Source organism: Aureimonas sp. SK2 (assembly GCF_029813115.1).
Lineage (GTDB): Bacteria > Pseudomonadota > Alphaproteobacteria > Rhizobiales > Rhizobiaceae > Aureimonas.
In genome coordinates this window covers 270,757-296,342 of sequence record NZ_JAPZDS010000003.1, presented here as the reverse complement: position 1 = coordinate 296,342, position 25,586 = coordinate 270,757, and the positions used below count along the sequence as shown (strand labels likewise).

The following is a 25,586-nucleotide window of genomic DNA, read 5'->3' as shown; positions in this document are numbered from 1 at the left end:
ACATGCAGCCTCCTGGCCCGTGCCTCGGCGGTCGCATCCTCGATGGCCTTTGCGAGATCCTCGATAGCTTCGATGCCGCGACGGGCGCTGCGCGAGCCGTCCTCGACGCATTCCGCGATGTCCTTGATGGCGTCTCTGAGACCCTCGAACACGGCGCGGTCGGTCGCGGCGAGCACGTACAGGGCCTCGCCCCGCACGGCAGCCGTGCCGATCGGATCCGGGCGACGCTTCTGCACGACCGTCCCTATGAAGGTCCAGAAGAAGCCCAGCGACTTGAAGATGCCCGTGACCAGCGCCACGGCGATCTCGGTAGAAAGTCCGAACATGATGTGCCCCCCGGCGTGAATAAGCGGCGGCCGCCGACGCGGACGATGTCCTTGCCGCACCGGAACGCGGACATGATTTCGAAGACCGCCAGCGCCGGGTAGACGGCCAAGCCGGTGGTCAGCTGGAAGTGCTGGAGGACGACGCCGAAGGGGAGGTACGCGAACCAGCCGGTGACCTCCTGCCCCATCCCGCCGGCACGATTGAAGAATGCGATGTCGGATATCAGGAACAGGGCCGAGAGGCCGGCGAACGTACCCGACCCGATCATCGCGCCGGCAGCCCGCAGCAGCGGTGTCCGTCGCCAGTGCCCGTTGATGTAGAGGGCGGCGCAGCGGACGATGCCGATGCCGAGCAGGAAGGCGCCGAGGGACTGCTCCGCGACGAGGTCGTGGAACGGCCGAAACGCTTCCCGGTCGAACAGCGCCGTCGGCTGCAGCAGCACCAGGCCCCACAGAAGCAGTGCGATGGCCGCGAACCATTGCATCGTGCGGAGCGGATAGCTCGGCACGGTTCTCGTCAGTGTGGCTGTCTCGGACATCGGTTTCAGTTCCCCCTGCCGACCTGTATACAGACGGTTGGGGCGAACTCGAACGGGGGTCTTTACCAAGTGGGCACGAAACTGGTCGAGCACGTGATCCATGCGTTCTCTCCCCTGATCCAGCAGGATGTTATGACAGGAAGGTTTACGATCGAGGAATTGTTGCAGCTGTTCGCGAAGCAGGGCACCGTCGTCAGTCGCGAGTACCTCGTCTCGCAGGTCGGATCAGGTCTCGAGGAGATGGAAAGCGCCGGCCGAACTGGGGCTCTGGCAAGGTAGCGCTGGGTCGATCCCGTTGTCCTGAAACTGTCCGATCACCTGAAGTTTTCTGAACTGCATCCAGCCGTTGCCGCCAAGTACACGGAGCTGACGATGAAGACAGAGACGTATTGGGACGTCGTCTGCCGGGCTCGTGTACAGGAGCCGCCCGTGACGCTCCGTGACCGGCGCCGGAACGCCCGCGATCGTAAGCGGCGCGGTAGTATTCCATCACCGAAAAACTGATTTTTGTCGCAGGTTACGCCGACACGTATCCATTCCAGATCAAGCCGGGGGCTTGATGCTTCGGGGGAAGCACGTGAAGGGGTCAGCGGTACATTTCGGCGACGGCGTCATCGGCGTCGCGACCGAATACTACGGGCGGATGAAGTCGACGAGGGAGATCCTCGTCGGCGACGTCACCGACCCCCGCACGCTCGCACGCACCTACTCCATGCTGTTCCAGGCTGTCGACGTAGCGCGGTTCGTCGTCTGGTCCGGACGAGCGCCGACGGCGACCCTGACGTTGCTCCGAACCCTTTGCGGCCTGTGCGGCGTCGACCTGATTCACATGGACGGAAAGTCATTCCGCCGACGGTTCGCCTCGGGCTCGTGGATGTCGCAGGACGGGTGGCTGAAGGCCGCCCACGATCATCACGGCTATGTCTTTGGACGGGTGACCGGAGACGCAGAGGCAACGGCGACGGCGCTTCTCGAGCTCGCGTGTCGTGATGTCCTCGGGAAGGGCCTTCAAAGCTGGGAAAGAGCGCCATGAAACTCGTTCCGAACTGGCGCGAAGTCCTGAAGCACTCCTGGTCCGTCCGACTCATGGTGGCGGCCTTCCTGTTCTCGGCGGCCGAATACGCGCTGCCCTTCTACACCGACGTCATCCCGGATCACGTGATGGGCTTCCTCGGCGGCGTCGCCACAGGCGGGGGCGTTCTCGCCCGCGTCCTCTTCCAGGCCAGTCTTTCGGGGGAAAGCAAGTGAACGTCCTCAATCTGTTCAGGGCCGCGCCGAAGGTCCTGCCCAAGGTCGTCCCGAAGTCGACCGCCGGCCGCGTCCTGACCGGCGGCGCTGCAATGACCGCGATGGCGGTCGCGCTGATCGGCGGCTTCGAAGGCCTCCGAACGGAAGCCTATAAGGACATCGTGGGCATCCCGACCGTCTGCTACGGCGAGACCCGTGGCGTGAAGATGGGCGACAGCCATACGAAGGCGGAATGCGACGACATGCTCGTCGACGGCCTGCTGACCTTCGAGAAGGGCATGAACGCCTGCCTGACGTCGCCCGAGACCCTGCCGGTGAAGGTGAGGGTAGCGATGCTCTCCGTCACATACAACGTCGGCTACGGCCAGCGCGGCTTCTGTGGCTCGTCGATGGCGAAGCGGATCAATGCCGGCGACGTCCGCGGCGCGTGCGACGCCCTCCTGCGGTGGAACCGTGCCGGCGGTCGCGAGGTCAAGGGTTTGACCAGGCGCCGGACCGAGGAGCGGAGGCTCTGCCTCGAAGGCATCGCAGGATGATCGCCTTCGTCCGCGCCCATTGGGACGCCATCCTCGTCGCGGTCGTCGCTGCGGCCTTCCTTTTCGTCTCCGGGCGCGCCGACCAAGCCGAGCGGGAGACGATGCGCACCGAGATCGCCGGCGTCGCCGCGGCGCAGGCCGAGTCCGAGAAGACCATCGCAACGCTTCGGGCCGAAGCCGTCCGGAGGGACATCGTCCTCGCCGGCATGAGGTCACTCCGCGTTCGCGACCTCCAGAATCTGGAGAAGGCAATCGTCGCTGCGGCGGCCGCCAGGGGTACGGCCCGCGACGGCCCGCTTGCGCCGGTAACCAAGGACTACATCCGAAGCCTGCGCGGCCCGGATCGCTGAAACGAGGAAGGCCGTCCGAGGGGGTTCGGACGGCCTTCGCAAAGGGGGCATTTCGAAATGCGGAAACGTGATGGGGCCCGGAGGGGGATGGGCCGAAACCGAGGCGGCGGGGGGATCGTCGCGTCGGCTGTGTGCTTCCTTGCCATCGTCAACAGTGCCTCCGCCGAAACGGTTCCGTCGGCCACGTCGGAATCTGCACAGCCTGTTCGGAGGCAGGATCAGCTCTTCATTGGACGCCGGCCTGACGTTTGGCAGCTTCTCGTCCTCGTTGACGGCCAAATCCGACGGCGGGTCTCGACGGCCGATGCGCAGGCCTGCCGTCTGGTCGCGGCAGCCGTGGCGGTTGAGCTGGTCGCGGACCCGACGCTCGTGGCCGATCCGAGCCGCGTCCGGATCACCTGCGAAGCCGCCGGGCCGGGAGCGGTCGCGTGAGAGCGGCCGCGGCGATCGCCGCCGTCATGGTGCTTGCGGGCTGCACGACGACGCGGATCGTGACGACCGCGGTGCCGCTTGCCGAGCGCATCCCGAGCGATCTCAGGACCTGTCTCGACGAGCCGGGAGCCCCGGATCCGGACACGGCGACGCAGGCCGACTTCGTCGCGTGGACGGCGCGGCTGCGGGACGCCGGAGCCGACTGCCGGGCGAAGGTTGGCGCCATCGACGAACTCACGAGGTCCTGATGCTCGAGGACCTGGACTTCAGCAAGAACAAGGAGCCGACGTGGTCGGAGAAAGTCGTCTTCGTCCCGAAGCCGGACAAGGTGCGCGCCCTGATCGGCAGTCACGGGCGCGAGGCGGCGGAGGAGCGGTGGGGCAGGCGGGTCGTGCTCGCAGTCCTCAAGGCCGAGAGGCATCAAGCCCGGGTCGTCGCGAAAGCGCGGCTTCGGCACGAACGCCGGCATCCTGAGATGTGAAAGCCGCCCCGGATCCGGAGACCAATCCGGGGGGCGGCTTTCGGGGTATCGAGGGCACGTGAAAGCCCCGATCCCTAGCTGAATTCTAAGGGCTATCGACTCTTGCGTCAACGGCTGTCATGCTGATCGAATCACCGACCGCGAGACAGTCTCGCGTTCCGTGAACCGGGCTGACCACCCGGCGAGCACGTGAGAGACCGAGTGCAGCCCCAACCACTTCTTTCCCCCTTTCCCGCCTACTGCCCCTTCGATCAGGAAACCCTGATCCCGGCCGACCGGATCGGCCCGAACGTCGGCGATCCATACCAGTCGCACCAGATCCCCTTGTCGATGCGGTACGAGCACCGCGCCTTCTGGCTCGCCCTCTCCGATGTCCTGAAATGCGCCGAGGCGACCGCGGCGATCGCGCTGGCAGCCTATTTCGCAGCCAGGGTATCGAACCGGTGGATCAGCTATTCCGCCCGGGCCGAGCACTACACGTGGCGCAAGATCCTCGACCGCAACCGCGACCGAGCCGCGCCGACCGGCGATCCCGACTACGTCCAGCGCGAGCCTTCACAGCTCTACACGTGGCGTCTGGTCATGCAGGGCATCGAACACCTGAAAGCCCTCGAGCTGATCGTCGACTGGCGGCAGAAGCCTGGTGTCGAAGGCTGGAGGTCCTGCTTCCGACCGACGCAGGCGCTGCTCGACATCGTCGCCGGCGTCATCGCGAAGACCGGCGTACCGAAGGCGGCGCGTCCGGCGCCGGCCAGCGTGATCCAGCTGCGTGACAAGGATGGCAATCCGCTCGCCTTCAGGGAGACGACCGAGACGAGGAAGTGGCGCCGGATCGCGGAAGGCCTCAACGAATGGCTGCGTGAGGCGGACGTGTCGACGGGTTCGGCATGTCTCGTGCGTATCTTCAACCTCGACCTGTCTCGAGGCGGACGCTTCTATGCGACGGGAGGAGCGTGGCAGGTCCTGCGGAAGGCGGAGCGGCATCGGATCCTGATCAACGGGCAGCCAGTCTGCGAGCTCGACTACGCGACGATCCATCCATCGATGGCCTACGCCATGTTCGGGCTGCGGCCGCCGCAGGACTCTTACGATATCGGCGGCGACTGGGACCGAAAGCTCGTGAAGGCGGCCATGATGACGGCGCTGAACGCGAAGTCGTTCCAGGATGCGATGCTGTCCGTCTCGGCCAACCGGAAGATCGGTGCGGTCCCTCGGTCATCCGAAGCCAGGAAGCGGGCCGTCAGCCTTCTGAACCGTATCCGGCAGGTCCATTGGGAAATCGAGGGCCTGTTTTTCTCGGACGCGGGAGCGACGTTCATGCTCCGGGACTCCGAGATGGCGGAGTTCGTGCTGACGTCGCTGATGAAGAAGGGCGTCGCCTGCCTGCCGATCCATGACTCCTTCCTCGTACAGAGGTCGCAGAGAGACGTTCTGCGGGATGCGATGATGGAGGCCGCCGATCGTGCGGGCATGCCATGGATCGGCATCGAGGAACCGGTCTGAATCCTCTCATTTATCGTGTGGCATAAATGTCACGATTTTGAGGCCGGAATTCATAGGAAACAACGACTTAGTTCGTAATTGTTCCACATATACCTGGGAGGTGGTTGTGACGGTGGTGGTTGGTCGCGACTCTCTTCCAGCCTCCATCCAACCGTCGTCCTTTATCTTCCTGATCCGTCGCCAGACTCTGCTGTCTAGAATCGGTACCTCTGACTCGCGTACGCCTGCAGGCTTCCTGGAGGCATTCTCAGATCCCTGCAGCCCGATCGATTTAAACGCTCGCTGAAGCCTTCATCGGCCGAATCCCGATCCTTTCCCCATCCGGAACCCAATCGCCTTTCTGTAGCCAAGCCGGGGGCAGCGAAAGCCATTCCCTTCGATACGCCATCCTTTCCCTTGCCGAAGGCCCTTCGATGGATGGCGAACTGATATCGAGAGGCGAAGCCGACACGACTCTTCGGAGATCTTATAATCTATCGCATGACGATGGCCGTTGATCGTATCGCGACTCATGCGTATCCTTCGGTCTTGAGGTCGGGGGGATACTATGCAGGAGGAAGCAGCATATCGGGCACGGGCCCTCGGACGTCTTCGGAGACGTTCGAAGATCCTCGATCTCTCGACCACCGACCGGTCCCTGTCGCCCTTGATGCCCGTCACGACCTCTATCGACGACGTCGCACGCCAAGCCGACTCTCGCCCCCTGCGTTTCGCCGACGGTGCCGTCCGCACGGTCCTGTCCGTCTCCGTCGACACGTTCGCCGCTCTCCTCGGCGTCGCTGCGCGATCGGTCTATCGCTGGGTCGCGAACGGCGAGATGCCGGCCGCGATGGCTGTCGAGGAGACGCCCCGGCGGCCGCGGTACACGGTCGACGAGGTCGTCATCTACGGGAGGCTGATCGAGGCCGTCGTCCTCGCGCACCGCCTTGTCGACGGCAGAAGGTTGTTCGAGCCCTCGATATCGCCGGCGGGGCAGCTCTACGCCGCCCGCATTGCCATCGCTCGTCGCGTCTTGGAGGTCCGGTCGTGAAGGCGCCGGTCGTCCGGACCTCGGACGAGATCCTTCGGGAGATCGGGAAGGCGGGCCTGTCGCACACAATCCGAGACGCAGCCATGCCCGACGTCGACGGCCGTCGGCACATCCCGACCGGATTTTTCGAGCTAGACCGCATGTCGATGGGCAGCATCCCCGTCGGCGCGATCTCGCATATCGTCGGAAAGCAGTCTTCCGGCAAGTCCACGACCTGCGACCGCATCACGGCTTCGGCACAGCGCATCTGGCCCGACAAGAAGGTCGTCAGGGTCGATGCCGAGGGGACGCAAGATTTCACGTGGGCGGCCCTGCACGGCGTCGACCCGGAGCGGGTGATCCTGTCCCGCCCGGAAACTGCCGAGGACGCCCTGAACACGGTGGAGGCCTTCCTGCGGGCGTCCGATGTCTCCCTCGTGCTGCTCGACTCCGCCGCCGCCCTCATGCCGTCGCAGCAGTCTATGCGCTCGATCGGCGACACGATCCCCGGCGTTCGCGCCCGCCTCATGAACGAGGCCCTGACGCGATACGGCTCGATCCTCGTGGAGGCGAACAGCGCCCGCCGGTCGACGACCCTCGGCCTGGTCAACCAGTGGCGTCACCGTTTCGTCGCCCGCGGCGACATGAAGGTCATTCCCGGCGGCGAGGGGCTGAACTTCTTCCCGTCATTCACCGTCGGCCTGGATGGCTTCGTAGAGTTTGGGAAGGACTCCTACGGGGACGAAACGCCGCTTCACCTCGAGATCACGTTCGATCGGATCAAGACGAAGCTCGGCTCCTCGATCCGGGACGGGAAGGCGCGGATGATCTTGGATCCGACCCATCCGCTCGGCCTCGGCGCAATCGACCAAGTCGACGACGTCCTCGACTTCACCGACAAGCGCGGCCTGACGTTCCGTCCACCGTACGCTGCGACCTCGGCGCCTTTTCGCCGGCGACGTTCAGGACGCTCCGCGACCGGGCCGACCACCTGCGCGCAGATCCGGTACTCCAGCAGACGATCTACGACGCCGCCATCAGCGCCTGGCGTGTCGAACGAGGCAAGGGCGTCAGCGAATGGAAGGCAGCAGCATGATCGACGACATCGACGAAGGCGACCGGATCCTCTTCTGCTGCCTCTGCGGAGCCGAGATCTACGCTGGCGAGGACTACACTGCCTCGGACGGCGATTTCGTCTGCGAAGGCTGCAACGACGACGATTTCGACGAGGCGGGCTTCTGATGCCATTCTCCCGCCTCCCGCCCGGCCTGCGGAACGCCCGCCGTCACGAACGCGACGTCGCCTCGGCGATCGGCGGCCGCCTTACGCTGGCATCGGGCTCCGGGCCTGAGAAGGGCGACGTCGCTTCCCAGGTCCTCGTCGTCGAGTGCAAGTCGACGAGCCGCTGCTCGTTCGCGATCTCGCCGGCCCTCATGGACCGGATCACCTCCGTCGCGGCCCAGACGTCCCGCCGCGGCGTCCTTCACGTCCGCTTCGTCGACGCCGCCGGCCGGACGCTCCGGCAGTACGCGGTCGTCGAAGCCGATCTCCTCGAGGACCTCGCATGAATAATCTCGGTCAATTCAGCATCGGTCCGACTCCGGCGTTCGGAGCTATGTCCCGCCGCATGTCGCCGGCATCGAAGGCGCTCCGGATGCGTCTCGTCGCGCTTCCAGAAGAAGACCTGCGACGCGTCGCCGCCGCCGTCGGGTCGGTCAGGTGGTCCGCTCAGGATCTCATGAACTGGGGTTCCGACAACCAGCGATGGGACGACGTCAACGCCGCGATCGAGGACCTGCACCCGCCGGAGCCCGAGGCACCGCCGGAGAGCATCGTGGATGCCATCGTTGCCGATCACTACGCCGAAGAGCGTTGCCGCCCGCCGTCATCCGATCCCATCGAGGACGCCGAGCCTGATCTGCCGGAGCCGAGCATCGACCGTTTCGCCGTCGCCCGCCGGTCGGACGGCGTCAAGCTCGAAGGCGACGACCGCGTCCTTCTGGCCCGTGCGCAGGACCTCGCATCGTCGACCGATTTCATGGCTCTCGGCGATGCGCTCGCCGCACTGGTCAACGGCGGCATCCATCGCCGCCTCGGCTACGCTGACGAGCGGTCGGCAGTCGCCGCGTTCCTCGAGACCGAAGTCGGGCTTTCGGGCCGGAAGGCCATGTACCTCCTGCGCATCGGTCGCCGCCTGTCCACGTCGATGTTCCGCGACAGGCTTGCCGCCTTGGGCTGGACGAAGGCGAAGGAGATTGCCGGCCTGCGCGACGAGGTTCTGCACGAGGACGCGATCGTCTTCGCAGAATCTCACGGCGTCCGGGACCTCGTCGAGCACTGCCGTCAGCTGCGGGACGGGGAGCCGAAGACCGGGACGCATCAACGCCTCGTGCTGACCGTCACGGCTTCCGGCGAGGCCATGATCAGGCAGGCACTCGACACCGTGCGCCGGCGGAGCGGGAAGCCGGACCTCAGCGACGGTTTCGCGCTGCAGCTTTTCGCCGCCGAGTGGCTCCTCGGCGAGGGCGGCCTGTCGTTGCCGGACGCGATCGCTGCGATCGACGAGCGTTTCGGCGTACGTCTTGTCGAATCCGACAAAAAGTCTAACTGACCTAGTGACGACTACCCATTAACCTGTTATCAAGGAAATCGAATGGAGACCGCGATGTCCGACACCCCTCAGACCGACCCCGGCACCCAGGTCACCGGCGATCCGAACCGCCTTAACAGGCAGATCTTCGGAAGCTTCATGCGCCGTATGAGGACCGACGCGGACATGACGGTGGCGGATTTCGCTCGTCGTATCGGCTGTTCCGGACCGCTGATTTCGCAGACAGAGTCCGGGACGAACACTCCGAACAGGCGCGTCGAGGACCTTCTCGTCCGACTGTACCCGGGCCAAGAAGCCGAAATCCGTCTCCTGGCTGCCGTCGCCCGCCTGTCTTCGGGCACGCACGCCGCGGACTTCCAGCTCTACGTGCGAGCGAACGCCCGCGCAGCCTGACACGAAGCGACGCCGGCATGGCCCGACGGACGTCGCGTGTAAAAGAGCCAACGAATCAGAATCGATATCCCAACACGAAGGCACGCCTATGCCCGTCGATCCGCAGAAAGCGTACGCCATCCGCGCCGACCTGATCCGCCGCCATGGCGCGGAGATCGTCGCCGTCATGAATGATCTCTCGCCCGCCGACGGCCTCCGCGCCGTGAGGGAGGTGAAGAAGAAGCTCGAGACGGCCGAGAAGGCCACGTCGGAAGCCCTGAAGGTCTCGGACGGGCCCTCCGTCGGCCTCGGCGCCTTCGCGATCCGCACGGAAGCTGCCGGGGCGACGCAGTGGAAGGCGATCGCCGAGAAGCTGGCCGCCGACGCCGGCGTCACACTCGACGAAGCCTTCATCGCGCCGTTTCGATCCGCACCGACCGTGCGGGTCGAGGTCCGCGAGAACTACGACCTCGTGGACCTCCTGAAAGATCGGCCGCCGGTCGTCGCGATCGATTTGCAGACGAACGGTTTCCGTACCTCGGACGGCGTGGTCGAGGTCGGAATTGCCGGCCGCGATTCCGCGACTGGCCTGGGCTACGTACGCCAGTCGCTCGTCAACCTCGAGGGCCGACCGTACAGCCGAATTGCCGCGAACCGCCACGGCATCCTCGAGGAGGAGCTCGCGTCCGCTCCGAGATGGTCGGACATCGTCGCCGATTTCACGGCACCGCTGCACGGCGCCGTTCTCGTGGGTCACGGACTGGTGTTCGAGACGCGTTGGCTCGATGCGCTCGGCGTCAGGAAGACATGGGTCGCCGAGGTCGACGTCGGCATCGTCGCGCAGATCCAGAAGCCGGGGCTCGAGCGATACGACCTCCAAGCCCTCGCGGAAGCGTACGGTGTGGATGGGCGGTCGCAGTATCGGTACTGCGCCAAAGACGAGACGCGTATAGTCCTGGCGGTCTTCAACGCGCAGGCTGCCGAAGCGGGGGCCTTGTGAGATGCCCCGCGCCTCCCGAAAGGACTGGTCGCAGGAGGAGGACGACCTTCTTCGGCATCATGCCGTAACGAAGACCCCGATCGAAGTCGTGTGCGACCTCTTCGGAGTGTCTGCCGGTGCAATCCGCACTCGCATGTCTCGCCTTGGCGGGACGCAGGTACTGAACCGGTTCCAGCGCGAGCGGATCGTCGAGTTGCATAAAGATGGCTGGCGCCTGTCCCGGCTGGCGAAGCAGATCGGCACGACGGAAGACCTCGCTGCCGTCGTCCTGAGGAAAGCGGGCTTCGATGTCGTCACCGACCAGATCGGCCCGGATACGGTCCTCAACGACCGCCGGAAGCCCGCCCCTGCGTTCCGTTTCACCGACGAGCAGACAGATGCGATCCGCACCCGGATGCTTGCAGGCGAGAGGCCGATCGCGATCGCCCGCGATCTCGATCTTTCGCACGCGTCCGTGAAGGCAAAGGCCGCGTCGATGAATTTGACCTTCAGGGCGATCGAGCGGTCCCGCGCAGCTGCCGGTCTGGCCGCACCTGAAGCCGCCCCCGCAAAACGACAGGAGGACGAATTGGCGAGGACATCGGCGGCCGGCGGCTGGTCCGACGACGAAATGGCCGGGCTGCGGAAGCTCTTGTACGAGGGCAAGGATCCCAGAGACATCGCGAGGATTCTCGGACGTGGCATCCGAGACGTCGACACCCAGATCGCGCTGATCCGGAAGCGCGACCGTTCGGAAACTTCGGATTACCGCGCTGGATACGCGACTGGTGCGATCAAGGCACGTGTCCTCGAGCTTCACGCGACCGGAGCGACGTCGAGCAGGATCGCACGCATCGTCCCGATGTCGGTTGGGTCGATCGACGGTCTCCTCACGAAAGAGGGGCGCACGCCGAACGTCGTAAAGGGATCGCGCCTTGGCCGCTACGGCGTCGACATGCCGCTGCCGGCCCCTCGCAATCTGGATGCGGAGCCGCTGAGGCTCATCGTGCCGCCCGCGAAGAAGCCCGATCCGGATCCGGTGGACGAGATCGTCGACCTGGCTGTCGAGGTCGTCCAACCGGAGCCGCAAGTCCACGATCTGCAGGCTTCACAGGTGGACGAGATCCCGGATGCGGTCGCGGAAGTCGTCCACGAGGCGGACGAGACCGGCGTCACCCTTCCGGCCAGCGAGGAGATCAGAGAGATGCCCGTCGTCGCCACTTCGGAGGTCGGTGCCACGCAGTACGAGCGGTGGACGGACGACGAGCTCGCGTATCTCCGCACGGCCGACGCCGAGGGCGCCACGCTCGAGGCGATCGCCGATCACCTCGGCCGTACGGTAACGGCCGTGAAGAAGAGGCGGACGATTCTCCGGCATCCCGTGCCCCGGACGCGATCGGAAGCAGACCGGTCCGTTACCTCGAGCGATCTGCGGACTGCGCTCGAGGCGGAGATCCTGGCGGCGGAACATCGGATCGCCGTCGAGCGGAAGGCCCTCGGGCTGATGCGTGAGCTGCAGGCCACGTTGGGCAGGGCGAGGGCGGCATGACCGGGCACCCCGACTGGTCGCCGCACCAGACTGAGCGGGCACAGTATCTCGCCGGCGTCGGAACGCCGATCGATAGGATCGCGGAGGAGGGCGGCGTCACCGTCCCCATCGCCCGGGCCCGCATCCTCGAAGCACGCCGGCTCGGTCCCGTCATTCCGGCCGGCATGCCCGAGGCGATGGACGCCTACCTGTCCTTCCTCGGAATCGATGGAGCCGAGGCGTGATCTCCGGCTCCAGGCATCGGTTCACCGTCTCGGACCACGCCATCGTTCGGTGGCTCGACAGGACGCAGCGCATCGGAGTCGAGGCCGTCCGCGACCGCCTCGGCGGAGTAGGGGATCCGGAACTCCTGTTCCATCTCGCATCAGAGCTCCGTTTCCCGATCGCCGACATCACCCGCCGGATCCTCAGGGAACTGTTCGATCAGGACGCCCCGCAGAACGGGCAGGTCACGGTCGGCGAGGCCGTCTTCGTGATCCGCGACGGTTTCGTCGTCACGACGCTCGATCGGAAGCCGGAACCCCGTCCGACGGCGCGCCTGCGCGGTCCGGGCCGGAAGGCAACGAAGGGCGCCCCCCGGGCCGCCAGCAACGAGCGGGGCGGCAATCGCAGCATTGCCGCCTTCGACTGACCCCCAACTCGAAAGGGAGAATCACAATGTCGCAGGTTCCGTGGTCCGAAGACGTGATCGAGAAAGTCCGCGAGCTCGCCGCGGCCGGTAAGAGCGCATCGAAGATCGGTGCGGAGATCGGCGCAAGCCGGAACGCAGTCATCGGCCTTTGCCACCGGCGCGGCATCACGCTCGGCTTCCAGCCGCACACCGCTCTCATCGCAGGCGCTCGGCTCGTCGAGGTGCAGCGTCTTGTCGGCGCCGGCGTTCCCGCAGACGAGATCGCCAGACGCTTCGGTGTGCCGAAGCATGCCGTCCTTCGATCCCTTCGCCGCGCCGGTACGGCGATCAGGACGCTGGCACCGCATCCGGTCTCTCCGTCGCGGCCGTCCAGGCTCCCCGTCCTGCCGGCGGAACCTCGGCGGCCGTTCGTGAGAAGCAGTTTCACCGCCGCCGAGCTGGCCGTTATTGCCCGTCAGAAGGCCGACGCCATAATGGCTCGTGATCGAGTTCTCGCAGAAGCTTTCCGTCCGACGGCGGACGCCCGGCCCGTCGTCACGGCTTCGGGGTGCCGCTGGCCTCTCTGGTCCGCGGACGCCGCGCTTCCGGAGAAGCTCGTCTGCGGGAAGAGCAGGAGCATCGGCGCGACATACTGCGAGACGGACGCGGCCTTGGCGTACCGTCCGCCCGAAGATCGACGGGCTGCCTGCAATTCTTCTGAACCATTCATCATTGGGTACTTTACGTAGTCTCTCGTTCGCGTATCCTGTCGCCAAGATTAGAGCGCAGAAGCGCCGTCCCCCCCAGCATCGGAGACTTTTCCCATGGAAGAGAGCATCAAGGTCACGACGAAGCCCTACCTGTCCGATGAGGGAGCGGAACAGCTGCTGCTCGCCGTCCGGAACACCGAGTATTTCGAGAAGTCGGAGGCTCCTGCGGACCTGCGCTGGGTCACGCCTTCCGAACACCTTGGTTTCGAGGGCGAGCGAATCCATCGCATCGACGATACGACGGTCGTCCGGTCGATCTACTGGCATGATCACAACGGGGATCCGTCTGCGTTCCACGACACCGGTGCGGTGCTGATCTACGACAGCTACTGCAGCCGGGAGTGGCATTCGAGCGACCTCGACATGTTCATCCCCGGCTACGTCGCGATCGAGTGCGCCGTCCAGTACGTCGCTGAGCAGCACGCCCTCATCGAGAGGACGTCCAAGGCTGCGTACCGGGTCGGTCACAGAGCTGGACACAGGTCGATGCAGGAATCGATGCGCAATCTGATCGGTGCAGCGTCGCTGGCCCAGGTGGAGGCGGCCTGATGTTCTGCGACACTGCCGCCGAGCTCATCGGCCAGAAGGTTGCCGGCCGGATCGTCTACGAGGGCGACCGGTACGGCGAGGAGGCTCCGGAAGCCTGGCAGCGGGTCCACGAAGTCCTGCTGCACGACGACCTCGTGCGCTTCGTCCTCGCGCCGTCGGCGCTGGATCTCGTTCGAGATCTCGCTGCCGATCCCGCGGCGCTTCATCGGGCGAGGTCGGAGCTCTTCCTGCCGCACAACGTCGTGTGGATCGAGTGGCAGACGCCCGAGGGTCCTGCTGGCGTCCTGATCGACACGCGTCCCATGCTCGACGTCGATATGCCAGCTTTCATGCGCGAGCATCAAGTTCTCGGCAGGCAGGGATCGGGCGTTCTCGTCTGTCGCATTCCGGAACGGACGGACGGAACGCTCTCCTTCGCGTTTCGCTCGATGCTGTTCTCGACCGTCGCCTCCGACGCCGAACTGAATGACGCTGCTGCCATTCCTTTCGTGCCACCGCAGCGTCCGACGTTCGGCACGCCAGAGGACCTCCAGGCCATGCTGTTCGCGTTCTGCGCCGCAGTCGGAACGCCTCGGCTGACGGAGCGCGAGCCGGCCGAACTCGGCAAGCTGAACGCGGCTCGGGCTCGCAAGGGGAAGCCGTGGCTGTTGCCCTACAGCACGCTTCGACTGACGAAGACGGCAGCTGCTGCGCATGCGGACACCCGTCCTTCGCAGACCTCGCCGGACGGCCGGCGGGTCTCGTGGCACAAGGTTCGGGCATTCATGCGGATCCGGCGGGCGAACGTGGAGTTCGTCCGGCCGCACACGCGGGGCAGTCGCGATGTCGGTGTGAAGACTCACGTCCGCGTCACCGCCGGCCCCGCGTTCGTTCAGAACCCCGCAGTGTAAAACTGCCAACGAACAGGAACCGAGAACATGACGAAGATGCCGAAGCCTGTGATCGTTGGCCGGGATACGCTCCAGACGAACACCGACTGCTACCGCCTCAGCCGGGAGCCGCTGGTAACCGCCGCGCTCGGACTGCCGCCGAAGGCAGTCAACGCGATGTTTCACAACCTTCTGTTCGATCTGCGCCAGGCTGGATACCCGCCGGAAATCGTCTTCTACCGTGGCTTCAAGGACGCCGATGGCGTGTCGGTCCGCTTCAGGCTGCACGCGACGACGAGCTTTCTGACGATTACCCATGCAGACGAGGTGGTCCGCGTGTTCGGTTCCTCCGTCGTTGCGCCGGAAGGGGACGCGCCGCCGGTCAAGATTGCCGGCGCCGGCGTGACAGTCCAGATCGGACCGGCTTCGAGCGTTTCGGCCGAGGTCCTTCAGATTGTCTTCCCGAACCTCGGCCCGCCGCAGCAGATCGAACCCGAGAGCGCAGCGATCGAACGAGCCGCTCTCGAAAAGGATCGGCAGATGGCGCCGGGTCACGACGACGAGGGCCTCGAAGACTTGATGGCGGCAGCTGCGATCGAGAAGCGAGACCTCCGCGAGATCGCCGCGGATTGGCACGGCGTCCTGGAGGGCTGAGGCGTTGAGCGACGTCGCTACCCCGAAGCCGGAAGCCGCGTTCGTTCCGCGACCGCTCGCGGACATTCGAATTGTGTTCTCCCAGCTCGGTCGTCTCGATGACGAGGCGACCGCGGTAGCCGTCGTGAAGGCCTTCGCGAAGTCGATCGCCAGGTCCGAGTACCTGACCAACGTTCTCTACCGCAGGACTTGCGACCTGCCGCTTTTGGGCACGGTTCCCGATCCTCTCATCGAGATGGACCGCCTCGTCGTGGGGCAGATGCGTGAATTCCGACTTCGCTTTCCGACAGGTGGCGAAGCGGCCGATCAGCGGGAGTGGGGTGCCGTTTCTATTAGCGGCGCCTTCATGTCGGCGATCGTCGACTGGCTCGTACATCTTCGGCAGACCGATCCTCGCGCCTACGGCAAGGTTCCACGCATGGCCTTCTCAGCGATGTGGCAGGCCCAGCAACGCTGGCATGCCGCCCTCGCGAAGCGGAAGACCGAGGCTGCCGCGGCCGACCTCGCCTCGTGCCCGGTCCTTCACCGCTACGACGACGGATGGTCGTGGGTCTGGGTCCGCACCGACGCGGAGCGTGACGCCGAGGGCGACGCAATGGGGCACTGCGTCGGCCAGGGCGCCTACGACGATCTGGACCGCCGCGGCGGCGCGATCATCTCGCTTCGCGATCCCCACCACCGGCCGCATGTCACCATCGAGATCTCCGGCACCCGCCGGATGCAGGCTCGCGGACGCGCCAACGCTCCGCCGGCCGATCGGTACCTTTCCCGCATCGTCGAGGCGACCTTGAGCGTCGGCGCGGCGATCTCGCGGTACGGAGAGCCGCGGTGGATCCCGAGGGAGGAGGCCTCCGCCATCGTCTCAGATGCGATCTGCCGGAAGGTCCGCGCCCCCGGTCCGCCCATTGTCACTACCCATTTCCGGCCCGCGATGATGCCGCCGGTTGCATGGAACATCGAAGGAGAAACGCCTTGAGCCGCATCGTCGAAGACGGCGCCGTCACCATGATCAAGTTCGACGGCACGTTGGAGGCCGCCGAGGAGATCGTCGCGTTCGCCGGCCTGCCGGAGACCGCCATCGTCCTCGGCGAGGAAGGACCGACCTCGATCCACGTCGAGGTTCACGATCACCTTGGCGAGCGCAATCCTGCCCGTCTGATGCCGGGCCAGATCCTCGTTCGCATCGCCGGCGAGTTCTGGGGCATCGTCGATCCCACCCCCGTCGAGGTCAATCCGAAGGTCGAGATGCTGGCGCGCATGTGGGTCGTCTGCGATCCGAACCGCGGCGGCGACGACATCGACGAGCTCCAGGGCTTCGGATCGATGCACGGTTCGCACAGCCCGTCGCGATACTGGGTCTCCGACCAGACGGGCAAGCCGAAGTGGCATTGGTTCATCCCGCGTGCCGAGGCGATCTTGCGTTTCCTCGACGAATAGGGCTTCCAGATCGTGCCGAAGGCGCAGACTGAGGAAATCAAGCGCCTCTTCCTTGAGCACCGCGAGACTAGGCTGGAGATCGCCGGCGCCCATGCGGCGAAGGACGCGGCGATGGCGACGCTCCTTTCGGAGATTGCAGACCTCATGGTCGCAGGAGCCTTCGGCGGGGAGCACCAGGAACGGGCGGAGGATCTCGCACGCAGGGCAAGCGCGATGGCCGACGCGCTCGCCAGGCGGACGGGAGGACTGCAGTGAGCTCCGTTCCCGCCCACGGCGACCGCGCCGGCACCGATCGCATGATGCGCACGCGCCTTCACCTCCCCCCGGCCGCCCGGTTCTGGCTCGGCTACCTCGCCTCCTACGCCGTCGTCGTCGCCCTGACGATCGGCGCCTTCGCCTGAACGCCGTCTCTTGCTGCGCCAACGCGTAAAACAACCAACGAAGATATCTCGAAAGGATTTCTCATGCTCGTTCCTCGTCCCAAGGTCACCAACGTCGGCGGCATCATCAACGCGGTGGTCCAGTGCCACGCCGCCGGCCGCTACAACCCCAACGTCGTCATCAACGGCAAGACCTACGCCCTATTCGAGGCGCAGGAGGGCGACATCGCCGTCGCCGGCGACGAGGGCGACTTCCAGTACCGCTCCGAGCTCCGCGTCAACGACCCACTCGACGACGTTGGCTCGCAGGATCTGACGTATTGGGGCTGGACGGGACTGATCCCGGCCGACTTTCCCGATCTCGTCGACCCCGTCACGGGGAAGAAGATCAAGGTCACGATCGGGCAGTGGCTCAACGGGGACTTCGATCCCCTGTGCATCGTCTACTACGGTGGCAAGGCCTACCTGCGCATCAACGCGCATGGCCCGGACGACAAGGACATCGAAATCGCTGGCGTCGTGAAGGGCACTCCCTTCCACCTCGATTTTGCGATCAAGTTCGTCGCCGGCGACAAGGCCTCCGCCGTCACAGTCTGGAAGGAAGGGGTCAAGATCATCGACATCCCTGCCGTCACGCTGTTCGTGAAGAAGTACACCAGCGTCTACTTCAAAATCGGCTGCTACCTGAACTCGACGCCGGCGCTCGACGACGCGGGATATCCGCCGTTGCGCTTCTACGTCGCCGACCTCTACGTCGGCCTCGCCAACAAGCCGAACACGACGCCGGTGGTGGTCGGGACGCCGACCGTGCCCGTGCCGGAGCCGACGAACGGCGTTTACGCCATCGTCGCCTCGATCCGGAAGCAGCTGTCCCAGCTTGAGAGCACGGTGAAGGACGGATACGGCGCCGAGACGTCCAAGTATTTGACTTCCAACGTCAAATACCTCGATTTGATGGTGACGAAGATGCGGAAGGCGGACGCGAAGGGATGACCGTCGAGATTACCTAGAGGAGCAGGCGGCGGCGGGGGGGGACCCCGCCGGCGCCTGCGGTACTGCTGGACACAGATCTGGCGCGTCCGCAACTAAGCTAAACTTCCCGGTCCTTCTTCATCTTTATCATTAGGCGTTCGCGAGCGAGGCGAGCGAGTTCCTTGTCGACCTGCTTTCTCCGACCCTCCGGCGACGAACTGCGCAGGCCGGCGATCGCTCTGGCTATAGGCGCCTCCAGCTTCGTGTAATGATCCTTGCGAACCCGATCGAGCCGTCGGAGTTCACCCAAGTGAACGATGAAGGACAACAACAGGTACCGATTGTTCCGGAGCCTCTCCGTCAGTGCGGTCGCGGTGGCTGGGGTCGCCGGTAGTCGCAGGTCGGCGACAAGGCTCGTTCGGAAGAAGTCATAAATTTTTGGCTCATGCTGTTCGTTCGGCGACGGTTCCGACAGCTGTCGTTCGAGCTTCTCGGTGCCCAAAGCGCCGGACAGCAGCTTCACGTGTATGTGTGGCAGCAACAGCATCATCTTCCGGAGAAGCGTCGTATCGCTCATACCGTGTGGAGCTTGGACCTCGTACAGGGCACCGTTGATCCTGATTCTCCTCTCTGTCGCGAGCCTCGGCGCGAGCCTTAGAGATGCGACGAGTAGGATCGCCCAACCACGCCAGATCTCGGAAAGATGCTCTCGCTTCACCGCGTCTGGGATCAACTCCATGTTCTTGATCAACCCGGAATACAGGAAGAGCGACAGGAGGACCTTGTCGCCGTCTTCCGTTATGCTCGGCCGGAAGACCTCCTGCCGATCCTCCGCATCGGTCGGTATCTCCGTCTCGAGTTCGGCATCTTTTTCGGCCTGAGATAGCGGCGGCGACGCGATTTCCCGTTCGAGGACCGAAACGGAGTCCCCGTCATCCCTTGGCAATACGATCGAGTCGAGCTGATCGAGGTCCAATGATTCGAACTCGGCTAGGGTTTCGACCAGGATCGTTTTGTGGCGTTCCGCAATCAGCGTAACTAGTCCGACGTCGTTTCTCAGCTTTCCAGCGTAGTATTGGATCTCGTTGACGTATCGCAGATATCGTTCGTCGGCGATGACCCATTCCTTAAACTCCGCATCAGTGGTCATGCGAAGTGCGATGAAGTACTCAAGGACACCACGGTATCGGAAGCTGATCCTCGAATCCGTCCGTTCGACGAAAATGCGTGCCGAAAGGAACTCAGCAAGGAGATCGTCGACCGGCTGGACGAGACCGACGTTCTCGATGTAGCTCTTCATTTCAGCTCGGACGGCCTCACGGCTGGGGACGTAATCATCGTTCCGCGCCATCCAAGCGGCGATCGATGAAAGCAGGCTGGTCTTGTTGGTGTAATCGAACGTTTCACGTCTACTCTGGTCGATCGAGGCCTTCCGGAGGGTCGAATCCACAAACTGCTCCATCAACACGGAGCGGTTGATGGGCGAGAAGTTGTACTTCTCAGCTAGGATCTCGATCAGGATCGAGCCGTTTGCTGCGGTGAACGGAAGGTTTATCTCGCGAAATTCGTCCTGCAGGCGGTCAAGCCAACCTTCGACGTCAGTGCATCGATCGTCTTTGACAAGCAGCTGGCGCATGTCGCTCCGGCGCAGTTCGAGGACCTCCACGAACTCGAACCGGACAGGCAGCTCAGGATCGATCGACGCCCCCATCTTCGTAGCCGAATATTGCGGGCTGGAGATGACGTATCTTGCCTTCGGATATCGTTCTACGAAGTCGCGAACGACCTTCATGCGCTTGGCGTCTGTGAACACCACATCGTCGATCATGACGCATGCGTGACCAAGCTTGAGGAGCGATTCGAGGTCGTTGGCTGCGGGTGTTTCCTCGCACCCTGCCTTCGCCTTCCTCAGCATGTTGTCGGCGTTCCCGCTGATGTCGGCGAATTCAATCAGGACCGGTACCCGTGGAAACCTTACCGCCGTCGCATCACTGAGTAGGCGGTAGCGAAGTTCGCGTAAGAGGGTAGTACGCCCGTACTCTGCGCGTGCGTAGAGGATGAGGTTCGCGTCGCCTTCAACGATCTCCTTGAACTGAACCGGCGTCTCGGCTTGAACCTTCGTGTCGTCACCGGTTTCTTCCTGAATGAACGTGCGTCTCAATGGCGGGGCAACGAACCGGTCGTGCAACTCCAGGTCGCCCTGACTTTCGCTTTCGCGAGCGAGCAGCGCCTCCAAGGCTGGGCCGCATAGATGCTTTCGGAACGCCACCTCGTCCACTGGCGCCGCGATCTTGCGGAAATGTTCGCGTGAAGCCTGGGAAGGCCACCAACGTCCCTCCTTCACGACGTCGGTGCCTTCGTCGAACTCGTCGCGGTCCTTGAAGTACGATCGGACCAGGATCTCCGCGTGACCGTTGCTGCGGTCTAGCGTGATCAGGGAGTAGCCGTTGTAATACTCCTTACGGCTGGTGAAGATAGCGCCCGCCTGATCAGTCAGCACCTCCCCACGAAGCCCGACAATGCTGCGCGGTTGCGGATCGTGCATGTGACCGAACAGATGAATCTGCGCGTGCTTGGTGATCTCGGATTCAAGATAGCGGGCTGACTGCTCGCTGAGATGTACCAGCGGATGGTGGGTCACGAAGATGCGTAGGGAGCCGGGCTCGAGGGTGCCGATCGCATCCATGACCGCGTATTCTGGAACGACGAGGTTGCGCTCGTCCCTTTCGTGCGCCTTATGGCCGCCGGTAGACAGAACGGCCGTATTGAACGTCACGACATCGACGTTCAGCGCTTCGATGTGGTCGACCGTAACGAACGCGTTTGTGAGGCGCCGTGCGCTGCTTCGAAAGCCCTTGCTGAGATACTTCTCGAGGTCGAGATAGTTCGCGAACTTTTCGCCTACGGCAGCGTCGAAGGCTCGCGCCTCATGCAGCTCGTTGAATTTCGCGGTTTCGTCCTGCCGTCCGATCAGCGCTCGCCATTCCCGCGTCTCCGTCTCGAACTTCTGTAATCCCGCCCAGGAGAGATCATGGTTGCCCGCTGCGATGTAGATGCGCTCGTCGCTGCATCCAGTCGCTTTGGAAACGCGATCCAGCAGGAAGTCGTACGCGGCGTCATGAAGATCTGTCCCCGCGGCCTGAACGAGGTCGCCGGTGAACATGACCAAATCCGGTTTGCGGTGTCCTATGCAGATATTCCGAAGGTCGGCCACAAGGGCGTCGACGATCGGCTTCTGTTCCCGGCTCCGACGGGAGGCGTAATGGAAGTCGCTGATGTGGAGGATCGTAAAAAGGGAACCGTTAGCCATCCAGTTACGATATTGACGCCCATCGGGTTCGACAACGTACAACTGTCGGTTTAACGCCCACGAATTTTCCTTCATCCACAATCATTGCGGTCTAGCCTGGCATTTGGCCGCATGACTCCGCCAGTCAGTCGTTCAAGCACGTCGCGTGGCTCGCGGCTGCACGTCGCGCTGCTTCGGACTCGGGAAGGCGGCCTCTCGATCACTCCGGCGCAGTCGGCCGTCCTGGCACGTCATTTTGGCGTGCCGATCGGTGGGATCGCCGTTAGTCCAGACGCCGGCACTCCTGGCCGCCCTTGCCGTCCGATATGACGGTGTCGAGGTCGATCACCCCGCCCATTGTCTCCTCGCGAAACTTACCACGTGCGAAATCGGCGTCCAGCAGCCGAACCGGCGAATCGAGCGAGTTATCGGCAGGCCGCGATATCGACGAGGCGACCACGCGCAGACCGTCGTCGGACCGCCAGACCGTCCCGTAGCGCACCGTGTCCGCATCTTCCGCCGGCCTTTTGCCCTCGGCGCGGGCGACAAGGAAGCCATCGGTTCCGTCGGTCGTCATCCGGACGAAGCGGCGGTTGGCCTTCAGACCGTCGGCGCCAACGCCGAAGGTCTCGCAGACCATCGATGCCGCGCCGGCATCGGTCGCGATCGCCAGCACGGCGATCGCAAGCATCGTCCTCATTCCGCTTCTCCATGCACGCAGTCGGCGAGGACGACTTCGTAGGCCGTCACTGTGGCCGGGTTTTCGAAGTCTCCAGGGTTGTCCGCAATAAACCGGCGCAGGTCGACGACCCGCTCGTCGTCCGTCCTCGCCTTGAGGCAGGCTTTCACGGCCTCGTCGCACGCCGCTGGAACGGAAAGGAAGGGCAGCGTGCGCAGGCCGTCGGCATACCCCCGCAGGAACGTCTTGAGGTCTCCGTCCGACATGGCGGCGAGGTCCCGTGTCGTGATGCTCCCGGTCAGGAGCTTCACCTCGACGTTCGGCAGGACGCAACCCGTTGCTGCATCGGCGGGACCGGCCGCGACGAGCATGAGGGCGACCAGGGCAGCGCGCATAGGCAATCCTTTCAGAGCAATCGGGACAGCATGTGTGCAATCCCACCCGAATGCTACATCCTCGACATGCATCGCAGGAGGCAGCGGACAGCCATGATCGAATCACCTATCGACCCGAGTGTGATCGCCGAAGTCGAGGATCTTCCTGCACAGTCCATCGGCCTTCGCAGCCGCCACGTTCTCATCGATACCAACATCTACAGGCAGGTCGGCTTCAACCTGCGTTCGAGGCTATTCTCCGCGTTCTACGACGTCGCATCTACCCACCAACTCAGGATCCACATCGACCCAGTAATTTCCAAGGAGATCGACCGCGGGATCGCCGAGGTAGTCGGCGAAATCTCCGCGCAACACAAGAAATGGGTCCGGACGCAGAACCAGTGGAATTCCCGTATCGCGAAACGCGAGACGGTCGAGCCGTTGGACGAAGCCGGTATGATACGAACTGCCAGGAGCCATTTCGATGGAATACTGCGACGGATCGGCATGGTCGATCACGGCCTCGGGCCACAGACCGTACAGGAGGCGTTGGAGCATTACTTCGCCCGGAAGCCGCCGTTCGACATGGAGGGATCGCGAGAGTTCCCCGACTACTTCATCCTGAACGCTGCAGCGCGTTCCGCCGAACTCTGTGGCGGCATGTACGTGGTCACCAAAGACAAAGCGATGCTTCGGGCCGTGAAGGAATTCGACAACCTCTATCCCGTCCAGGGTCTCGAAGCTTTCATGTCCATCATTGCGACGCTCCGCGATCCGAAAGTTGAAGAGTTGAAGGATCTGTTCCTTCGGGACGAGGATACGAAGTATCGGCTGGCCGACGCCTTCAACCAGGCCGTCGCGGACGAGGTCATCCTGTATGAAGGATGGAACTACGAGGACCTCGCGATCGATCGCTTCGACATTGAGAGCGTGGTCGATATCGTGGATTTCGTTGTTATCAGCATGACAGGCAACACCGTCGTCCTGAGCGGGATCCTGGTTGCCGATGGGCAGGTACAGGGGAACCAGGAGGTTGAGTACGACGAAGGTCCTGACAGGCCGCCGACCTCGGCTCGCGAGGAGGTCTATTTCACTGGACGCTCGTCTGCACGGGTCGTCCTGACCTTCGATCGCAGCACCTTCGATGTCGTCGAACTCGAAATCACGGATGCATTCCTGAACGTGAAAGAACCGCCTCGCTTTTAAGGCGGAGCGCTGAGGAATCGCCGATACGATTGCGGCCATCCACCACGCCTTATCCCCGGATTTCACACCTAAGCCGAGTTCGCCTAAGGACACTATTCCCAGACGCAACGTTCACGATATGTTCGATCGCTAGGCTGACCGAGTCGCGCCCTAGGAATCTAGCATGCTCCATCTCTCCAACCGCCCCCATCCGATCACTGCCATACCGCCCGGCTTTCGCCTGCGCGTCGTCGCGTCCGCCGGCGCCGGCTTTCCGAGCCCCGCCCAGGACTGGGAAGACGACGCCCTCTCGCTGATCGAGCTCCTACGGATCGACCGGCCGGCCGCGTTCGTGTTCCGGATATCGGGCTCGTCGATGGTCGAGGCCGGGATTGAGGATCACGACATCGTCGTCGTCGACCGAGATGCCCGACAGCGGAACGGCTCGATCGTGATCGCCACCGTTGAAGGCGGTTTCGTCTGCCGGCAGCTCTGCATCAAGTCCGGCACCGCATACCTTGAGCACCGCAACAGCCGCCTGACGTACCCGACCTGCATCTGCGACGAGACTGTCGAGATTTTCGGCGTCGTCCGCGCCTCCGTTCGGGACTATCAACGATGACCTGGGCGCTGGTCGACGTCGAAAATTTCTACGTGTCGAGCGAGCGCGTCTTCGATCCGAAGCTGCGGGGCGTGCCCGTCCTCGTCCTCTCCAACGGCGACCACTGCGCAATCGCGAGGAGCGCGGAAGCGAAGGCGTTCGGGGTCAAGATGGGCGCGCCGGTCTTCAAGATGCGCGATCTGATCAACCGCCACGGGTTCGAACTGCGGTCGTCGAACTACGAGCTCTATTCCGACATGAACCGGCGCTTCAACGCCGTCCTGGGCGAGTTCTCGGATCAGGTCGAGGTCTACAGCATCGATGAGTCCTGGTTCCGCCTTCCAGTCCTCCCGGACGGCCTCGGCGACACGCGGACTGCCTTCGCGGCGATCGCGAAGATCCGGCGCGACACCGGCCTGCCGACGCGAATTGGCCTAGGGCCGACTCGGACGCTGTCGAAGGTTGCGAACGCCTTGGCGAAGGCGGGCGAGAAGGTCTTCGGCCCGGTCGTCGATCTCCACGACGTAGAGCTGCGCCGGCGGCTCTTCATGACGTGGCCGGTCGGAGAGGTCTGGGGCATCGGACGAGCGTTGACGGAGCGACTCCATCCGTTGGGCGTTCGGACGACGGCCGACCTGGCTGTGATGGACCCGCATCAAGCTCGGAAGGTCGGCACCGTGGTGCTGGAGCGCCTGGTGCGGGAGCTGAATGGAATCGGCGACGAGCACCTCGTGGTCGAACCCGAGAAGCGGCAGGCGACGGCCGTAACGCGCATGTTCGGTGAGCCCGTCACGACGATCGACGAACTCAGGGAAGCTATGGCGCGACGGGCGGCGAGGGCGGCCGAGAAGATCCGGGAGCAGGGGAGCGTCGCCGGCCGGCTGATCGGCTTCGCGCACGGGAATGGGCGGAAGGCGAACGCGCCGAGCGCCCAGAGGTCCTGCCGCCTGTCGCCGCCGACGAACGACACGCGGGTGATCGTCCGCTGGGCGTCCCGGATGGTCGAATCGATGTGGCAGCCGGGCGGCATTTACACGAAGTGCGGCGTGATGCTCGAAGACCTGTGCGACGCAGGCAGGGAGCAGACCGACATGTTCGCACCGATCGACAGCCGCGGCGTCGACCTCATGTCGGCGATGGACGCCTTGAATGCCCGGTTCGGCCGCGAAGCTGTCGCGCTGGGTTCGGTAGGCATCGGCACTCGATCGTTCGACACGAAGCGTGCGATGAAGAGCCCCGCATGGACGACGCGCTTGGCCGAGATCCCGGTCGCGAGGTGAGG

At 64.2% G+C, this 25,586-nt stretch carries 34 protein-coding genes and 1 pseudogene; 29 read left to right on the top strand and 6 right to left on the bottom strand.

The genetic code is table 11. The annotated features are described in order from the left end of the window. Together O5O54_RS06260 and O5O54_RS06255 are read right to left on the bottom strand one after the other, a co-directional pair. Nucleotides 1–236 (bottom strand): hypothetical protein (locus O5O54_RS06260; protein WP_279479913.1); only part of this gene is annotated, 236 nt, incomplete at its 3' end. An 8-nt stretch (nucleotides 237–244) separates the two neighbouring features. Further along, complete coding sequence (locus tag O5O54_RS06255) at nucleotides 245–967, bottom strand: hypothetical protein (RefSeq protein WP_279479912.1); 723 nt, start codon at nucleotides 965–967, stop codon at nucleotides 245–247. Nucleotides 968–1,442: 475 nt separating this feature from the next. Between O5O54_RS06255 and O5O54_RS06250 the strand changes: the two genes are divergently transcribed. The 9 genes and pseudogenes from O5O54_RS06250 to O5O54_RS22410 all read left to right on the top strand — a co-directional run. Continuing rightward, on the top strand, nucleotides 1,443–1,898 hold the full coding sequence (locus O5O54_RS06250; RefSeq protein WP_279479911.1) for a hypothetical protein: 456 nt from the start codon (nucleotides 1,443–1,445) through the stop codon (nucleotides 1,896–1,898). Beyond that, nucleotides 1,895–2,113 carry a hypothetical protein gene (locus O5O54_RS06245; protein WP_279479910.1) on the top strand — a complete coding sequence of 73 codons (219 nt, stop codon included), beginning with the start codon at nucleotides 1,895–1,897 and terminating at the stop codon, nucleotides 2,111–2,113. The genes O5O54_RS06250 and O5O54_RS06245 overlap by 4 nt, the downstream gene beginning before the upstream one ends. Before the next feature lie 92 nt (nucleotides 2,114–2,205). After that, complete coding sequence (locus O5O54_RS06240) at nucleotides 2,206–2,649, top strand: lysozyme (RefSeq protein ID WP_279479927.1); 444 nt, start codon at nucleotides 2,206–2,208, stop codon at nucleotides 2,647–2,649. Beyond that, entirely contained in the window at nucleotides 2,646–2,999 is a 354-nt protein-coding gene (locus tag O5O54_RS06235) for a hypothetical protein (protein WP_279479909.1), read from the top strand. Before O5O54_RS06240 ends, O5O54_RS06235 begins: the two co-directional genes overlap by 4 nt. A gap of 428 nt (nucleotides 3,000–3,427) precedes the next feature. Further along, complete coding sequence (locus tag O5O54_RS06230; protein WP_279479908.1) at nucleotides 3,428–3,679, top strand: hypothetical protein; 252 nt, start codon at nucleotides 3,428–3,430, stop codon at nucleotides 3,677–3,679. After that, nucleotides 3,679–3,912 carry a hypothetical protein gene (locus O5O54_RS06225; RefSeq protein WP_279479907.1) on the top strand — a complete coding sequence of 78 codons (234 nt, stop codon included), beginning with the start codon at nucleotides 3,679–3,681 and terminating at the stop codon, nucleotides 3,910–3,912. Before O5O54_RS06230 ends, O5O54_RS06225 begins: the two co-directional genes overlap by 1 nt. Before the next feature lie 201 nt (nucleotides 3,913–4,113). Then, complete coding sequence (locus O5O54_RS06220) at nucleotides 4,114–5,415, top strand: hypothetical protein (protein WP_279479906.1); 1,302 nt, start codon at nucleotides 4,114–4,116, stop codon at nucleotides 5,413–5,415. Between the two features lie 649 nt (nucleotides 5,416–6,064). Then, nucleotides 6,065–6,445 (top strand): hypothetical protein, encoded by a 381-nt coding sequence (locus O5O54_RS06215; RefSeq protein WP_279479905.1) that lies wholly within the window; start codon nucleotides 6,065–6,067, stop codon nucleotides 6,443–6,445. A gap of 83 nt (nucleotides 6,446–6,528) precedes the next feature. Next, a pseudogene (locus O5O54_RS22410) lies at nucleotides 6,529–7,068 on the top strand (hypothetical protein); the annotation flags it as partial. 42 nt (nucleotides 7,069–7,110) lie between these two features. Here O5O54_RS22410 and O5O54_RS06210 read toward each other — a convergent pair. Further along, a complete protein-coding gene (locus tag O5O54_RS06210; RefSeq protein ID WP_279479904.1) occupies nucleotides 7,111–7,296 on the bottom strand; it encodes a hypothetical protein in 186 nt (61 codons plus the stop codon). 220 nt (nucleotides 7,297–7,516) lie between these two features. Between O5O54_RS06210 and O5O54_RS06205 the strand changes: the two genes are divergently transcribed. The 17 genes from O5O54_RS06205 (at nucleotide 7,517) to O5O54_RS06125 (ending at nucleotide 18,197) form a co-directional block, all read left to right on the top strand. After that, nucleotides 7,517–7,666, top strand: a complete 150-nt coding sequence (locus tag O5O54_RS06205; protein WP_279479903.1) for a hypothetical protein — start codon at nucleotides 7,517–7,519, stop codon at nucleotides 7,664–7,666. Further along, nucleotides 7,666–7,992, top strand: a complete 327-nt coding sequence (locus O5O54_RS06200; protein ID WP_279479902.1) for a hypothetical protein — start codon at nucleotides 7,666–7,668, stop codon at nucleotides 7,990–7,992. Before O5O54_RS06205 ends, O5O54_RS06200 begins: the two co-directional genes overlap by 1 nt. Before the next feature lie 170 nt (nucleotides 7,993–8,162). Then, entirely contained in the window at nucleotides 8,163–9,035 is an 873-nt protein-coding gene (locus O5O54_RS06195) for a hypothetical protein (protein ID WP_279479901.1), read from the top strand. A 54-nt stretch (nucleotides 9,036–9,089) separates the two neighbouring features. Continuing rightward, nucleotides 9,090–9,428 carry a helix-turn-helix transcriptional regulator gene (locus tag O5O54_RS06190; protein WP_279479900.1) on the top strand — a complete coding sequence of 113 codons (339 nt, stop codon included), beginning with the start codon at nucleotides 9,090–9,092 and terminating at the stop codon, nucleotides 9,426–9,428. Nucleotides 9,429–9,516: 88 nt separating this feature from the next. Continuing rightward, nucleotides 9,517–10,407 carry a 3'-5' exonuclease gene (locus O5O54_RS06185; protein ID WP_279479899.1) on the top strand — a complete coding sequence of 297 codons (891 nt, stop codon included), beginning with the start codon at nucleotides 9,517–9,519 and terminating at the stop codon, nucleotides 10,405–10,407. A 1-nt stretch (nucleotide 10,408) separates the two neighbouring features. Then, nucleotides 10,409–11,935, top strand: coding sequence for a hypothetical protein (locus O5O54_RS06180; protein ID WP_279479898.1), 1,527 nt, complete (start codon nucleotides 10,409–10,411; stop codon nucleotides 11,933–11,935). Next, on the top strand, nucleotides 11,932–12,159 hold the full coding sequence (locus O5O54_RS06175) for a hypothetical protein (protein WP_279479897.1): 228 nt from the start codon (nucleotides 11,932–11,934) through the stop codon (nucleotides 12,157–12,159). The genes O5O54_RS06180 and O5O54_RS06175 overlap by 4 nt, the downstream gene beginning before the upstream one ends. Continuing rightward, nucleotides 12,156–12,566 (top strand): hypothetical protein, encoded by a 411-nt coding sequence (locus O5O54_RS06170; protein ID WP_279479896.1) that lies wholly within the window; start codon nucleotides 12,156–12,158, stop codon nucleotides 12,564–12,566. Before O5O54_RS06175 ends, O5O54_RS06170 begins: the two co-directional genes overlap by 4 nt. Nucleotides 12,567–12,592: 26 nt before the next feature. Then, nucleotides 12,593–13,294, top strand: coding sequence for a GcrA family cell cycle regulator (locus tag O5O54_RS06165; RefSeq protein WP_279479895.1), 702 nt, complete (start codon nucleotides 12,593–12,595; stop codon nucleotides 13,292–13,294). Nucleotides 13,295–13,369: 75 nt separating this feature from the next. Next, a complete protein-coding gene (locus O5O54_RS06160) occupies nucleotides 13,370–13,864 on the top strand; it encodes a hypothetical protein (RefSeq protein ID WP_279479894.1) in 495 nt (164 codons plus the stop codon). Between the two features lie 134 nt (nucleotides 13,865–13,998). After that, nucleotides 13,999–14,754: a hypothetical protein gene (locus tag O5O54_RS06155; protein ID WP_279479893.1), complete on the top strand. Its 756-nt coding sequence runs from the start codon at nucleotides 13,999–14,001 to the stop codon at nucleotides 14,752–14,754. 27 nt (nucleotides 14,755–14,781) lie between these two features. After that, nucleotides 14,782–15,387: a hypothetical protein gene (locus O5O54_RS06150; protein WP_279479892.1), complete on the top strand. Its 606-nt coding sequence runs from the start codon at nucleotides 14,782–14,784 to the stop codon at nucleotides 15,385–15,387. Nucleotides 15,388–15,391: 4 nt separating this feature from the next. Next, complete coding sequence (locus tag O5O54_RS06145; protein ID WP_279479891.1) at nucleotides 15,392–16,363, top strand: PcfJ domain-containing protein; 972 nt, start codon at nucleotides 15,392–15,394, stop codon at nucleotides 16,361–16,363. After that, the gene (locus O5O54_RS06140) at nucleotides 16,360–16,824 is read left to right on the top strand and encodes a hypothetical protein (RefSeq protein ID WP_279479890.1); all 465 of its coding nucleotides are present in this window, start codon (nucleotides 16,360–16,362) and stop codon (nucleotides 16,822–16,824) included. Before O5O54_RS06145 ends, O5O54_RS06140 begins: the two co-directional genes overlap by 4 nt. Nucleotides 16,825–16,836: 12 nt before the next feature. After that, complete coding sequence (locus tag O5O54_RS06135; protein WP_279479889.1) at nucleotides 16,837–17,079, top strand: hypothetical protein; 243 nt, start codon at nucleotides 16,837–16,839, stop codon at nucleotides 17,077–17,079. Beyond that, entirely contained in the window at nucleotides 17,076–17,225 is a 150-nt protein-coding gene (locus tag O5O54_RS06130; protein ID WP_279479888.1) for a hypothetical protein, read from the top strand. The genes O5O54_RS06135 and O5O54_RS06130 overlap by 4 nt, the downstream gene beginning before the upstream one ends. Before the next feature lie 63 nt (nucleotides 17,226–17,288). Beyond that, entirely contained in the window at nucleotides 17,289–18,197 is a 909-nt protein-coding gene (locus O5O54_RS06125) for a heparin lyase I family protein (RefSeq protein ID WP_279479887.1), read from the top strand. 97 nt (nucleotides 18,198–18,294) lie between these two features. Here O5O54_RS06125 and O5O54_RS06120 read toward each other — a convergent pair whose 3' ends face one another. From O5O54_RS06120 to O5O54_RS06110, 3 genes are all read right to left on the bottom strand, one after another. Next, nucleotides 18,295–21,486 (bottom strand): metallophosphoesterase, encoded by a 3,192-nt coding sequence (locus tag O5O54_RS06120; protein ID WP_279479886.1) that lies wholly within the window; start codon nucleotides 21,484–21,486, stop codon nucleotides 18,295–18,297. A 262-nt stretch (nucleotides 21,487–21,748) separates the two neighbouring features. Beyond that, on the bottom strand, nucleotides 21,749–22,156 hold the full coding sequence (locus O5O54_RS06115) for a hypothetical protein (RefSeq protein ID WP_279479885.1): 408 nt from the start codon (nucleotides 22,154–22,156) through the stop codon (nucleotides 21,749–21,751). A gap of 5 nt (nucleotides 22,157–22,161) precedes the next feature. Continuing rightward, nucleotides 22,162–22,539 carry a hypothetical protein gene (locus O5O54_RS06110; protein ID WP_279479884.1) on the bottom strand — a complete coding sequence of 126 codons (378 nt, stop codon included), beginning with the start codon at nucleotides 22,537–22,539 and terminating at the stop codon, nucleotides 22,162–22,164. A 93-nt stretch (nucleotides 22,540–22,632) separates the two neighbouring features. Here O5O54_RS06110 and O5O54_RS06105 point away from each other — a divergent pair, with 93 nt between their 5' ends. The 3 genes from O5O54_RS06105 (at nucleotide 22,633) to O5O54_RS06095 (ending at nucleotide 25,584) form a co-directional block, all read left to right on the top strand. Further along, the gene (locus tag O5O54_RS06105) at nucleotides 22,633–23,724 is read left to right on the top strand and encodes a PIN domain-containing protein (protein ID WP_279479883.1); all 1,092 of its coding nucleotides are present in this window, start codon (nucleotides 22,633–22,635) and stop codon (nucleotides 23,722–23,724) included. 163 nt (nucleotides 23,725–23,887) lie between these two features. Further along, nucleotides 23,888–24,325, top strand: a complete 438-nt coding sequence (locus O5O54_RS06100) for a LexA family transcriptional regulator (RefSeq protein WP_279479882.1) — start codon at nucleotides 23,888–23,890, stop codon at nucleotides 24,323–24,325. Beyond that, nucleotides 24,322–25,584: a Y-family DNA polymerase gene (locus tag O5O54_RS06095; protein ID WP_279479881.1), complete on the top strand. Its 1,263-nt coding sequence runs from the start codon at nucleotides 24,322–24,324 to the stop codon at nucleotides 25,582–25,584. The genes O5O54_RS06100 and O5O54_RS06095 overlap by 4 nt, the downstream gene beginning before the upstream one ends. Nucleotides 25,585–25,586: the final 2 nt, after the last annotated feature.

Bases quoted from the DNA above. Each gene is read 5' to 3' on its own strand.
- O5O54_RS06120 (WP_279479886.1), bottom strand. From the start codon at position 21,486: ATGGCTAACGGTTCCCTTTTTACGATCCTCCACATCAGCGACTTCCAT.
- O5O54_RS06215 (WP_279479905.1), top strand. From the start codon at position 6,065: ATGCCCGTCACGACCTCTATCGACGACGTCGCACGCCAAGCCGACTCT.
- O5O54_RS06180 (WP_279479898.1), top strand. From the start codon at position 10,409: ATGCCCCGCGCCTCCCGAAAGGACTGGTCGCAGGAGGAGGACGACCTT.
- O5O54_RS06115 (WP_279479885.1), bottom strand. From the start codon at position 22,156: ATGCTTGCGATCGCCGTGCTGGCGATCGCGACCGATGCCGGCGCGGCA.
- O5O54_RS06110 (WP_279479884.1), bottom strand. From the start codon at position 22,539: ATGCGCGCTGCCCTGGTCGCCCTCATGCTCGTCGCGGCCGGTCCCGCC.
- O5O54_RS06205 (WP_279479903.1), top strand. From the start codon at position 7,517: ATGATCGACGACATCGACGAAGGCGACCGGATCCTCTTCTGCTGCCTC.
- O5O54_RS06190 (WP_279479900.1), top strand. From the start codon at position 9,090: ATGTCCGACACCCCTCAGACCGACCCCGGCACCCAGGTCACCGGCGAT.
- O5O54_RS06255 (WP_279479912.1), bottom strand. From the start codon at position 967: ATGGATCACGTGCTCGACCAGTTTCGTGCCCACTTGGTAAAGACCCCC.
- O5O54_RS06125 (WP_279479887.1), top strand. From the start codon at position 17,289: ATGCTCGTTCCTCGTCCCAAGGTCACCAACGTCGGCGGCATCATCAAC.
- O5O54_RS06245 (WP_279479910.1), top strand. From the start codon at position 1,895: ATGAAACTCGTTCCGAACTGGCGCGAAGTCCTGAAGCACTCCTGGTCC.
- O5O54_RS06185 (WP_279479899.1), top strand. From the start codon at position 9,517: ATGCCCGTCGATCCGCAGAAAGCGTACGCCATCCGCGCCGACCTGATC.
- O5O54_RS06240 (WP_279479927.1), top strand. From the start codon at position 2,206: ATGACCGCGATGGCGGTCGCGCTGATCGGCGGCTTCGAAGGCCTCCGA.
- O5O54_RS06095 (WP_279479881.1), top strand. From the start codon at position 24,322: ATGACCTGGGCGCTGGTCGACGTCGAAAATTTCTACGTGTCGAGCGAG.
- O5O54_RS06235 (WP_279479909.1), top strand. From the start codon at position 2,646: ATGATCGCCTTCGTCCGCGCCCATTGGGACGCCATCCTCGTCGCGGTC.
- O5O54_RS06150 (WP_279479892.1), top strand. From the start codon at position 14,782: ATGACGAAGATGCCGAAGCCTGTGATCGTTGGCCGGGATACGCTCCAG.
- O5O54_RS06175 (WP_279479897.1), top strand. From the start codon at position 11,932: ATGACCGGGCACCCCGACTGGTCGCCGCACCAGACTGAGCGGGCACAG.
- O5O54_RS06195 (WP_279479901.1), top strand. From the start codon at position 8,163: ATGAACTGGGGTTCCGACAACCAGCGATGGGACGACGTCAACGCCGCG.
- O5O54_RS06200 (WP_279479902.1), top strand. From the start codon at position 7,666: ATGCCATTCTCCCGCCTCCCGCCCGGCCTGCGGAACGCCCGCCGTCAC.
- O5O54_RS06225 (WP_279479907.1), top strand. From the start codon at position 3,679: ATGCTCGAGGACCTGGACTTCAGCAAGAACAAGGAGCCGACGTGGTCG.
- O5O54_RS06160 (WP_279479894.1), top strand. From the start codon at position 13,370: ATGGAAGAGAGCATCAAGGTCACGACGAAGCCCTACCTGTCCGATGAG.
- O5O54_RS06100 (WP_279479882.1), top strand. From the start codon at position 23,888: ATGCTCCATCTCTCCAACCGCCCCCATCCGATCACTGCCATACCGCCC.
- O5O54_RS06105 (WP_279479883.1), top strand. From the start codon at position 22,633: ATGATCGAATCACCTATCGACCCGAGTGTGATCGCCGAAGTCGAGGAT.
- O5O54_RS06165 (WP_279479895.1), top strand. From the start codon at position 12,593: ATGTCGCAGGTTCCGTGGTCCGAAGACGTGATCGAGAAAGTCCGCGAG.